General features: G+C 55.7%; 13 protein-coding genes and 1 riboswitch. Of the genes, 9 read left to right on the top strand and 4 right to left on the bottom strand.

Going from position 1 to position 10,733, the window contains the following annotated elements:
- Positions 1 to 451 (bottom strand): hypothetical protein (locus RMO15_RS17480; RefSeq protein WP_309714757.1); only part of this gene is annotated, 451 nt, incomplete at its 3' end.
- Positions 452 to 492: 41 nt separating this feature from the next.
- Positions 493 to 600: riboswitch (TPP riboswitch) on the top strand.
- Positions 601 to 656: 56 nt separating this feature from the next.
- Between RMO15_RS17480 and RMO15_RS17485 the strand changes: the two genes are divergently transcribed.
- The 6 genes from RMO15_RS17485 to RMO15_RS17510 are packed head-to-tail and all read left to right on the top strand — an operon-like array spanning position 657 to position 5,624.
- Positions 657 to 1,346: a prepilin-type N-terminal cleavage/methylation domain-containing protein gene (locus tag RMO15_RS17485; RefSeq protein ID WP_309714759.1), complete on the top strand. Its 690-nt coding sequence runs from the start codon at positions 657 to 659 to the stop codon at positions 1,344 to 1,346.
- Positions 1,347 to 1,348: 2 nt separating this feature from the next.
- Positions 1,349 to 1,990 carry a thiamine diphosphokinase gene (locus RMO15_RS17490; RefSeq protein ID WP_309714762.1) on the top strand — a complete coding sequence of 214 codons (642 nt, stop codon included), beginning with the start codon at positions 1,349 to 1,351 and terminating at the stop codon, positions 1,988 to 1,990.
- 60 nt (positions 1,991 to 2,050) lie between these two features.
- Positions 2,051 to 2,593 (top strand): GNAT family protein, encoded by a 543-nt coding sequence (locus tag RMO15_RS17495; protein ID WP_309714764.1) that lies wholly within the window; start codon positions 2,051 to 2,053, stop codon positions 2,591 to 2,593.
- A 9-nt stretch (positions 2,594 to 2,602) separates the two neighbouring features.
- Entirely contained in the window at positions 2,603 to 3,085 is a 483-nt protein-coding gene (locus RMO15_RS17500) for a regulatory protein RecX (protein ID WP_309714766.1), read from the top strand.
- Positions 3,082 to 4,071, top strand: coding sequence for a glycosyltransferase family 4 protein (locus RMO15_RS17505; RefSeq protein ID WP_309714768.1), 990 nt, complete (start codon positions 3,082 to 3,084; stop codon positions 4,069 to 4,071). Before RMO15_RS17500 ends, RMO15_RS17505 begins: the two co-directional genes overlap by 4 nt.
- Positions 4,068 to 5,624 (top strand): hypothetical protein, encoded by a 1,557-nt coding sequence (locus RMO15_RS17510; RefSeq protein ID WP_309714770.1) that lies wholly within the window; start codon positions 4,068 to 4,070, stop codon positions 5,622 to 5,624. Before RMO15_RS17505 ends, RMO15_RS17510 begins: the two co-directional genes overlap by 4 nt.
- Before the next feature lie 19 nt (positions 5,625 to 5,643).
- Here the strand turns inward: RMO15_RS17510 and RMO15_RS17515 are convergent, their stop codons facing one another.
- Both RMO15_RS17515 and RMO15_RS17520 read right to left on the bottom strand, forming a co-directional pair.
- Positions 5,644 to 6,222, bottom strand: a complete 579-nt coding sequence (locus RMO15_RS17515; RefSeq protein ID WP_309714772.1) for a hypothetical protein — start codon at positions 6,220 to 6,222, stop codon at positions 5,644 to 5,646.
- 11 nt (positions 6,223 to 6,233) lie between these two features.
- Positions 6,234 to 6,788: a hypothetical protein gene (locus RMO15_RS17520; protein WP_309714774.1), complete on the bottom strand. Its 555-nt coding sequence runs from the start codon at positions 6,786 to 6,788 to the stop codon at positions 6,234 to 6,236.
- Between the two features lie 18 nt (positions 6,789 to 6,806).
- On the opposite strand from RMO15_RS17520, the gene RMO15_RS17525 reads away from it, so the two are divergent.
- Positions 6,807 to 7,169, top strand: a complete 363-nt coding sequence (locus RMO15_RS17525) for a hypothetical protein (protein ID WP_309714776.1) — start codon at positions 6,807 to 6,809, stop codon at positions 7,167 to 7,169.
- A 12-nt stretch (positions 7,170 to 7,181) separates the two neighbouring features.
- On the opposite strand, the gene RMO15_RS17530 is transcribed toward RMO15_RS17525, so the two are convergent.
- Entirely contained in the window at positions 7,182 to 8,066 is an 885-nt protein-coding gene (locus RMO15_RS17530) for a CorA family divalent cation transporter (protein ID WP_309714778.1), read from the bottom strand.
- A gap of 53 nt (positions 8,067 to 8,119) precedes the next feature.
- On the opposite strand from RMO15_RS17530, the gene RMO15_RS17535 reads away from it, so the two are divergent.
- Both RMO15_RS17535 and RMO15_RS17540 read left to right on the top strand, forming a co-directional pair.
- On the top strand, positions 8,120 to 8,629 hold the full coding sequence (locus RMO15_RS17535) for a YkgJ family cysteine cluster protein (protein ID WP_309714779.1): 510 nt from the start codon (positions 8,120 to 8,122) through the stop codon (positions 8,627 to 8,629).
- Between the two features lie 326 nt (positions 8,630 to 8,955).
- Positions 8,956 to 10,733: hypothetical protein (locus RMO15_RS17540; RefSeq protein WP_309714781.1), on the top strand; the 1,778-nt coding region annotated here is incomplete at its 3' end.

The raw sequence follows: 10,733 nt of genomic DNA on the forward strand, positions 1-10,733 counted from the left end.
GAGGGTTTAAGCCAGCCAGAAGCAAAATAAAGAGGACACGGCGGTGCCCTGTACGTGTGACGAGGAGGCGATAGACCAGTGGGACGCTTGCAATATAGCTGAACATTGAAAGTAGCCGGAGAGGGCGTAGGAAATCTCCGACGAGGCTCATAAAGGGGGCCATCACTAGCGAGGCTAGTGGCGGATACTTGGTGAGAAAGGGGGCATCGGGGCGGGAGATATCGCAGTAGCCTTTCCCCATCGCCAGGCTCCAAGCTCCAATCACTTTATAAAAATCATCGCTTCGCTGGAGGGGCATCTTGAGAGAGACTAGATAGCCGACTAAGAGGATCAGACAGACTGCCCAGATACCGAGTCGTGGTGAAGAGAGCCTAGGCGGCAGACGTATGGAGAAAGAGAGAGAGGGCTTTTCGTACTTGGCGCGAAGCGCCGCTTTTTCTGCATCATCCATATTCTTGGCGATTGTACCACTGGAGGGGTACAATCGGAGTGCAAACCTGCTAGGGGAGCCTGCGAACTGCCAGGCTGAGAGGGCTTATGAGCCGACCCCAAGAACCTGATCCGGTTAGCACCGGCGTAGGGAAGCGGGAACCTGGCTTCTGTCCATTTGCTATAGGCAGTGCCGCGTTTCGCCTCTCCCGATGCTGGGGAGTAAAATGATGAAACGCAACGCTTTTACCCTGATTGAACTCCTCGTCGTCATCGCGATTATTGCTATACTCGCGGCGATACTTTTTCCTGTCTTTGCCCAAGCTCGGGAGAAAGCCCGCCAGGCAAGTTGCCTCTCTAATGCGCGACAGATTGGTATGGGGGTTCGTATGTATGTCCAGGACTACGACGAGACTATTCCGCTCTGGCATGCCTACTCCAAGAAAACAGCAGTTATCCACTATGGCATTGAAGTTGACCTCCAGCCCTATCTGAAAAATCTCCAGATCTTCAAGTGTCCCAATGATGTCGGTGGCCCTTTTCAACGCACCGATGTTCCTGGGACAAGCTCTTACTTTGCGGCCTATGGCTCCTCGTATTACTTTGAGAGGCGCTGCTTCTCGGTGGTCAATGGCTTCTCGATTTCAAATAACGTTCCCACAACGCGTGCCACCGCAATTGTGAGTGACCCGATGTTCGAGCGACCTGCGGAGAGTGTGCTGATGCGGGATGAAATGTTTCCCTGGTTTAACCCGGCGATAGATACCGCGAACTACTGGGGCTACTCGGGCTTCTACCAAGCCTGGCATGCACAAGGGGGAAGCGCGATCTTCGTGGATGGTCATGCGAAGTTTCTGGCGGGTGCAGGCCAGCTGCGCTCGCTCTTCAAAGATCCGGCAGCGACGGTAAACTACTAGGCATGCACGCCGTTCTCTGTGCCAATGCGCCGTTTTCTGGGGAAGCCGAGGAGCTTCTTCAGGAGGCGGTTGCGCGGGCGGACATACTGTTGGGAGTAGATGGTGGCGCACGCACGCTACAGCGCTACGGCCTGATCCCACACATCATCACTGGTGACGGTGACTCGCTCAGTGACGACGAGAGAGCGGTGCTGGTCAGAGCGGGAGCAAAGCTTGTCCCCACGCCGGATCAAGACTACACGGATCTGGATAAAGCATTAACCTATGTACGCGAGGAGTGGGGAGCGACGAAAGTTACGGTCTTCGGGGCTACGGGTGGGCGGCTGGATCACAGCTACTCGGTGTTTTCCGCACTTATCAAGCATGGACGAAGCCTCTCTCTACAGCTTGTGGATGAGACCGCGATGTATGAGCTTGTCGTGGGAGAGTGGCAGAGGTCGGGAAGCGATCTAGTGGGCCGACCCCTCTCACTACTTGCCTTTGGTCGTGTTGAAGGAATCACCACGAAAGGCGTCCGCTGGCCCCTCACCAACGACTGGCTCGCTCCTGGTCTGCGTGACGGTACGCTCAATGAAGTCACCGAAGACTCTGTGACAGTGGCCGTAGCATCTGGTGAGCTGATCGTGATGCTTCATCATATTTAGCAGATATTGGCCTTTGTTCGATAGAGCCGTTAACCCTGTCTGAACGAAAGAGGAATGTCTATGTTTGGTCCGATTATTGAAGGTGAGCGAGTCCGTTTAGTACCGATTACAGCCGAGATGGCTCCGCTCTTCTGCACCTGGTTTGCCGACACGGAAGTAACCCGCTACCTGAGCCTAGGCTATCCTCCGACGCTGGACTTTGAGAAAGAGTGGCTGGAGAAAGTGGGGCGCAACAGTACCGATCTTGTTTGGGCCGCGCAGCTCAAAGAAACGGAGAAAATTATCGGCATCACAGGGCTACATCAGCTTGACTGGCAGAACCGGAGCGCCGTGACGGGTAACCTGATCGGAGCCAAAGAGGAGTGGGGGAAGGGCTATGCCAGCGAGATTGTCGCGCTCCGCACCGAGTACGCCTTTGGAACGCTCGGGCTGGAGAAGCTACGAACTCTGGTCTACACCGAAAATATCGCCAGCCGCCGTGCCTTGGAGAAGGCGGGCTACCAGAGCGTGGGGATCGCCCGCCACGAGCGCTGGCACCTGGGACGTTGGCACGATGCCTGGCTGGGGGAGATTCTCCGCGACGACTGGCTCGCGAGGCAGTAAAATAGGGGCATGACCGAATCCGAGGCTGCCAACTACTGTGTCTGGCTCTTGGGCCAGCAGGCCCGTAGCGAAAAAGAGCTGGGCGATAAGCTCACCAAAAAAGGGGTCGAGGAGGAGATCATTCTTGCCGCTCTGGAGAGAGTGCGTAGCTGGGGCTATCTTGATGATGCCGCGCTGGCCGAGCGCTGGGTGGCCTCACGAGGGAAGACGCGAGGCAAGTATCTACTCCGCCAGGAGCTCAGTCGCAAGGGGCTAGACGCAGCAGAGGCTTTAGAGAACCGTACGGACGATGACGAGAAAACGGCGTGCTTGACCGTGGCGATCAAGCGTGTTGGTGACCCACCTAAAGACCGGAGCCGGGAAGCACAGGCCAAGCTCTCATCGTTTTTGCAGCGACGGGGTTTTGGTTGGGATGTGATTCGGCCTGTGATGCGCCAGCTTTATGAGGGCATTGTCGCCGAGGATCTGGAAGCCGCTGAGGTTGATGAGTGATTCGAGTGGCGCATCTGCTCCGGCCCGCCCAAGGCGGAATGCTCCAGCAAGTCAAGTCGCTCCTCACCGATCCTGAGACGGAGACCTTACTGGCGGCACCGCCTCGTGAACTCACCGCGCTTGCGGGAGATTTCCCTCTGCCCGAGAGCGATAGCCTGAAAGCACAGATTCTGGGAGGCTGGTCGGCAGGGCGCTGGGCACGCTCTGTGAACGCACAGATTCTTCATGGACACGGTCTCAAGCGCCTACCGATGTACCTACTGGCCGCAAGAGTCGCCCGCCTTCCGCTGGTGATGACGCTTCATAACCTCGCACCAAAAACGCCCGCCTTGGCGCTTTTGAGGCAAGTCCACGCTGTCATCGCGGTCTCCGATGCCGTGGCTCGCACCGTACCCGTACACTGTCAGGTGATCTACAACGGCATTGCTATCGAGAAATTTTCGAGCTTGCCGACGAAATCAGAAGCCCGTGCGCTCCTGGGCTGGCCCCAAGAAAAAATAATAATTCTCTCGGTGGCGCGGCTCTCAAAAGAAAAAGGGCTGGATGTGTTGATCGAAGCGGTTCAGGGACTAGAGGCGACACTTTTTATTGCGGGGGATGGCCCGGAACGGGGGAATCTGAGTGGCGCAACGCTTTTGGGTGAGCGCCACGATATATCGATGCTCTTAGCTGCTGCTGATATTTACTGTCAGCCCTCACGCTCTGAAGGACTCGGACTGGCGGTACTTGAGGCCATGGCGGCAGGCAAGCCCATTGTTGCCTCCGCTATCGGAGGAATCCCCGAGCTACTTCCCGATGCCTCGATTGGACTGACTGTCCCTGTAGGCGATCCTGCTGCCCTGCGTGCTGGTATCCAGCTTCTCCTCGATGACCCCACTCGCGGCGAAGCGATGGGGAGCTATGCAAAGCAGCGGGTTACGGAGCGCTTTACGGAAGAGATGATGCGCACGGAGACGCGAAAACTCTATACGAGGGTGCTGCGATGAAAAAAATAATTCCCTGGCAAAAAATACTCTCCTGGCTCGCTCTTGCTCTGACTGTTGTAATGGGCTACGCACGCTCCCTGCCACCGAAAATGACGGCTCTGCCTCCCGCGAATACCCACCTTGTCTATGTTGGAAATCTGTACATCCAAGACTGGCAGGGTAGATTTTACTCCGAAGGCCTACGAAAAGGGGCAAGAGCGCTCTACCCAAGTAAAGCAGGCCGCGTGGGAGAGAAATGGGAGCTTCTTGATGTGCTCGCAACCGGGAGCCGCAGTCCGCTTCCCTCGGATGCTCTACGAATCCCCTTGGAGCGCCTCTACATCAGCACCCCCGGCCCCCAGCTCAAAGATCGTATTGCGGCCCTACCTGCTGGGGAGCGGCTTCTCGTGGTTGGGGTGATGACCGAAGGGGATCATGGGCCGGTCATTGGAGATGGGTGGAAGTTTCGTGAAGTAGTCCTACTAGGCGATGATGTTCCCGATGGATTCCTGATCTCGCCCTCGGTGCGCTTTCGCCCCGGTCTGATCGCCGCCACCGATATTGCGGCTACCGCACTGGGAAGGCCATTTGGAGCCGGCCGCCCTGCAGTTACGATTCCAGGGAAATTTGAGAATTTAGCCAGGCAAAGAGAGCTCTGGAAGCAGCGTGGGGCGGTAGGTCTGGTGGTGATTCCCTGGCTCCTGACGCCTTTGCTTCTTCTCACTGCGTGGAAAAAATGGGAGCTCTTAGGCAGGCTGGTATTCGCCGTGCCGCTTGCGATGCTCCTGACGCCTTTACTGGGAACGCCACTGTATCCCCTAAATGCACGCGGGCATTTGGTGCTGATGGTGCTTTTTCTTGTGATTGTTGGGCTGGCGACATGGAAACTCTCGGTGAGGCATATTGCCCTTGTGATCGCTCTGGTGCTTTGGGCGGGCGTGACTCTGGGAGTGCCGACACTGGAGTACAACACTTTCTCATACTCCCTTGCTGAGGCAGCACGATTCTATGGGATTGGCAACGAAGGCGCGGGCTTGCTGGTTGGGTGTGCCTTGGCGGCGGGCTTTGATATTCCCGCGCTTCTGGCGATTGCGATTGCGATTGGGGCACCAAGCCTCGGGGCCAACAATGGCTGTTTTCTGGCGGCTTTGGTAGGGATAGGGGCACGTGAGATCCTGAAGCTCCCCAAGACAAAGCGGCTCTGGGCAGCTTTCGTGGTGTTGCTCGGCATAGGGATTTTATTTTTCGGGCTGGCACGCTGGGATGCCAGTCGAGGAGCGGGAGTGCAGACGCATCTCGGGCGGGCCGTCTCGGGTGAGCGTGTGGGGGCTCTGACACTGATCGGGCGTAAGCTGGCGATGAATGGGCACCTGCTGGTGAGTAGTCCCTGGAGCTTGTTGTTATTAACGAGTGGCGTCTTACTGGTACGGCGAAAGTGCTGGGGAGTACTGATTGCAGGCGGAGCGGCTCTTGCTCTTAATGATTCGGGTGTGCTGGCGGCGGCAACACTGCTCTTGCCTTCCGTGCTGCAAAAAAGACAAAACCCTCTGTCTCATAAGAAGACAGAGGGCTAGAACTCGCCGATGCGCGGCTCTACATGCGCATGCCGAACATGAACTGTAGACCACCAATAAACTGATTGTCGTACTTGGCAGGATAGAGGTACTTGAACTCCACAAAGGTGGACTCAGTGAGGTTCAGGCCCATGACTGCTTGTGCGCCAATCAGGTTCTTGGTCGAGCCTGATGTCGTGATAGCTCCTCCAGAGTTGAGCCGTGAGGAGAATACGCCTAAGCCATAGCCGTAGTAGTAGTCGTAGCTAGACGTGCGCTTGTTGTCATGAGTGATCTGGCTGAGCATCACCGGGATGATCCGGAAGTTGTCTCGCTCGATGTAGCCGATACTAAAGACGCTGTTTTCGTTGCGCTCAGGAATGTACTGAACCACTGTTTCAACCTCAAAGTTGAGGATCTGGGACCCTCCCGCCTGGCGGGCAACACCACTACCAGGGGTGAAAAACCCGAGCTTGATAGACGACGAGTTAACATCATAGCGATTGCGTGTTTGCGCGTGAGCGCTCCCACTGAGCGTCAACAGCGACAGACCGCAGACCGTCGCCACTTGGAGAAGGTTCTTCAACACAAGCCTCCCAAACCAGTTTGGTTCGTTCATTTAAATTTATTTTAGTTTCGCCGACCGATAAATAAGGCGATTCCATTAGGCGACGCGCCATTGACGCTGCCGCTGACATAGTGATATTGGGCTTCCACAAAAAGCCCACCGCTGAGCCTCAGACCTGCTCCCATGTAGCCGCCGTAGCGAGCCTTGAATCCAGAACCTGCTGCATCAATAAAGTAGGCTCCCACTCCTTGCGAAGTGAAGAAACCCGATGTACTGCTCGAACCGGACGACCCCGCACTAGCCTTAGTGATCAGTAACGGAACAATGCGGAACGATTTTCCGGCGGAGCTTCCTTGAAAGTAGCCCACCGTGAGGGTTCGTGAGTCCTCCGCTCGGGAGCCACTCAGATCCACCAAACCACCCGGTACCTGCGAACCCGAAAGAGTCCGAGTTGCCTGCCCACTGGGGCGCCAGACCCCTAGCTTAATTCGCAGAGGAATCGTCTCCATAGCCGAGCCGGCCGTGGGCGAGAGCTGTGCGAGAGCAGGTGTGCTCAGTGCGGATACCAGAAGTGTGGTGAGAGCCGCCATTCGTACGAGGTTTTGCATTGGTGCCATTATAAGGGGATGATCCCTTTGCGTCAAGCATTAGTTGCAGAAGGCCTTCAGAACATGCTACAATCGGCGGCGATGGCAAGGGTTCGAAAACGCTATACAACAGTACATGGGAACGAAGACTGGATTGTCTCCGTCTCCTACGATGACCATGCGCTCACGCGCGCCCACTGGTTTGAGGCACAGGTGAGCGCCTTGCAAGAAGCCACGGGAAAACCGATGGTGCTTCCGAAGGAGCTGGCTACTTATCGGATCGGCGAGACGGAGCATCCCTTCCGCGAGTATGTTCGCATGGACTGGGGCGGCGATAGCGAGGCGGCCATTGCGCACCTCCTCACGACAATCTACCGCCGTGTTTACGCCTACATCGAGCGTGGACACTAGAAGCACGTAACGCTACCAGTAGTCGCGACGTCGGAAGTAGATAAACACGAGGCTACTGGCGGTTGCCATAAATCCAACAGCGGCCCAGAGGCTCCATGATGGAGCTTTGTCTAGGTGCCCGATATTCATTCCAAAAAAGCCTGTGATTGCCGTGATAGGCAAGGCAATAGCCGCAATTGCCGTCAGCCGCTTCATCTGCTGGTTTAAGCGATTACTCGTCTGTGCCATGATAGCCTCGAGCACCCCAGAGAGAATTTCACGATGAAGATCAATCTGTTCCGTGAGGCGTAGCGAGCGATCAAAAATATCTTGAAGATATGGTGTTAATGATGGGTCCAAGGCAGCATGTTGGAGACGTAGGAGCTGGTTTAACACATCGCGTAGGGGAGTTACGGTCTGTCGAAGAAGCAGGAGTTTCTTTTTGAGAATCAGCGCAGGGCCAATCTCCGCCAGTGTTTCGGGTGAGTAAACCGCGATCTCTAGGGCGTCAATCTCTGCATCCATGGCGTCCATGGCAGGATAGCAACCATCAATGCTCTCATCGAGCAGAGCATAGAGCACCTGGCTAGGTGTGTGAGTGCCTGCGGGAAGAAGAGGCATCGCTGTGTCCGATCGAATCAGAACCAGGTTTGAGCCGACGAAGATATCCCACTCGCGGGTGACATCTTCGAGGTCGTCACCGCTCTGGCCTGTTACCCCATTCCAGATGCGTAGAGTGACAAGCAGAGCCGTCTCACAAAGCACAAGGCGTGCCCGGCGGTCACGCTCACGGGAGCGCTGGATCACGGCTTCAGGGATGCCAATTTCTAGGGCATAGGATGTCCACTCAGACTCCGAAACGGGTGTAATGCCTTGGTCGGGTCGCCAGATAGACGTGTTACAATGCGGGCTGTTCATTACTTCTTCACAACTCAAGTGTAGATTTGACTGATCTGGAGGATACCGCAGCCGTGGCTAAGCCGCTAAAAGTAATCGGAGACCAGGGACACCAGAGCTGGGATTTATTTCTCAAGCGGCGCGGCGCTTTGGAAGCGCAGATGAAGCTCGAAGTCTGTGATGGCTGCGATATGTGTGGGAGCCGATGTGTGGCAGGCTTTGGAGTAACACAACAAGAGTGGGAAGCCGTGAAGGAATATCTTTCTCAGCAGCCCTCCGATGACGTTGAGAGAGTTCGCACTCAGGAGAAAACACTGCCTTGGCCGGGGGCAGAAGAGCTTGAGGCGCGGGTTACCTACTGCCGCTTCCGAGACAGTGCCAATGGGCGTTGCTCTATCTATCCAGCACGCCCTACCATCTGTCGGCTCTTTGGACAGACCAATTGGCTTCCCTGTCCCATTGGGGCGGTGACTGCCTATCCCGAAGCGGCGGCGGATGTCTGGAATCAGTATCGCCAGGAAAAAAGAAAAACCTGGGAAGAGTGGCAGGAGGAGGAGAACCCTCCGCCTGTGTCGAATGCCTAAGGAACCTGGAAAGAGACGGAGGGTGGACGTGGCACTTTTAGACTTGCTTTGGTTTCCTGTGCTATGTTATAATCCGCCCGTGTCTTTTGGCGATCGGTGTGCTTGCGGGAACAATACCAAGGATTTTAATAGTCCAAGGGAGATACTGGGTGCACAGATCGCTGGTAGTGTTGTGGAGGATGTGAGTCCGGGTAAACTCGCATCTTTGAAAAAATCTGACTTGCTGGACATGGCAATGGTCATGCTGTCGTCTGTGCTTGCCCGGATGCTGTCTACCGTAGCTCAAAGAGCTACGGGGCGGGCTGATCGAGGAGGTTGACCCCACTTTGAAGTTCGTGCCTAAATCACGGCGATATGCCGCGCTTGCTGTCTTTATGACCGCGCTGGTCGGGATTACGACAGTAGCAAACGCGCAACGCAGGGACCGGCAAACGCCGGGCGCTCTTGGGAATCTAAAGATTCCTTTAAGGGCGTTTCCTGGCGTTGGCGATAATCGGTTCCTTGCGCCCAGTATTCCTGTGCGTCAGTGGGACGCGACACCTGCTACCCAGGCCAAGGCTGGTCAGAAGAATCCGACACGTGTCCAGATCGGTGGGCCTAATGGTGCTAATGTCATCGAGAAAGTAGTGGATGCTACATTTCGAGAGACGGCAGATGAGATCAATCCCTACTGGACAGATGACGAGCAAGTTCTTTACTATGCAGGTAACTCTGGGACGGCAGCAGGGAGCACCTATCAGCTCTTCCGTCTCTCTGCAAGTGTTGCAAACAACCCATCGCAGACGGGTGCGGGCACTCCTGTTGTTATGACACGAGAGCCACTGGCCGATCACAAGTGGCCTGTGCCCAGTCGGTCGGGTGGACAGCTTGCCTTTATTAAGTCCGTAGACAACCGAGTAATCAACGATCCTGCTAAAGTCTGGCATCTCTATGTCGCCACGACGCCCGCTCCTGGATCAACGATTGATACTGCTCCGGGTGGGCCTAGTAATCTCCTGAACCTGACGGGTGATCCCACCCGCTTCCGCGGTAGGAGATTCGTGAATGTCGAGCGTGCTGCATGGCTGGGATCTACCGACCTTGTTTTCTCTGCTCTTCTTGAGGGAGATACGGTCTATCACCTCTACACGATCAATACCGTGGGGCGATTGGTAACTCAGCTCACTGACGGAGCCGCAGACGAGCGCAATCCTTCGATCTCTCCCGATGGACGTTTCATCGCTTTTGACTCCAATGCTCAGCCTAGGCTGGCTGGCGACATCTACGTCGGGGGCTCAATCCCTAAGACGGAGACGAATGATGGAAATCCTGCACGCGCCACTGGGGTGAACTCGACGAGGAAGCGCAATATCTTCGTCATGAGCACCGTGAATGGGGCGACAGTTCAGTTCTCCAACCGCTACACCGGTGCGCCGGACTCCGATGATGTCCAGCCTGCCTTCTCTAGCTTGCGCACCAACCCTTTCACCAATCAGGCAGGGACACAGTACTACATCGCTTTTGCCTCAACCCGGCAGCCTGATGTTGTAGGAGCCCCGACGGCGTTTACGGCGGGAGGCACCACGCACGATATCTACACGGTTCGTGCAACTGCTACGGCGACCGGTGTGCCTAGCTTGCTGGTTGAAGGTACCCCTATTTCCGGGTTGCAGTCGGCAAAACAGATAGACTCTGTAGACCCAGCCTATCTTTTCGATGATACCTACCCGACTTGGTCGCCCTTTATCAACGTGAACCGCGTGGCTTTTCAGTCGAATCGCGTTGGGGATCTCAGTGTTAATAACTTTGGAAACGGATTCCGAAGTCCAAACGCTCCTACGCCGTCGAACTACAATGATATTTGTTTAGCGACGGTTGTCGATGTAGCGGCTCCTACCCTCGTGCGCTACGACACCAGTACCAGCACCGGTGAGATCCTTCATATTAACCCTGTGCGTGGTGGGGGTCTGCCTGACTTTGATCCCAATGTCTCTTCTCGAACCCGTGAGAGCGGCGTTTTTCCGGGGCAAGAGTACTTCTTCACGGTTCGTATGGAAGATCGTGAGTCGGGAATTCAGTCAGCCTGGCTTCAGTTCAAGAACCCTAACTCCAAGTACCAGTCTGC

Source organism: Armatimonas sp., assembly GCF_031410135.1.
In the GTDB taxonomy this organism is placed as follows: Bacteria; Armatimonadota; Armatimonadia; order Armatimonadales; family Armatimonadaceae; genus Armatimonas.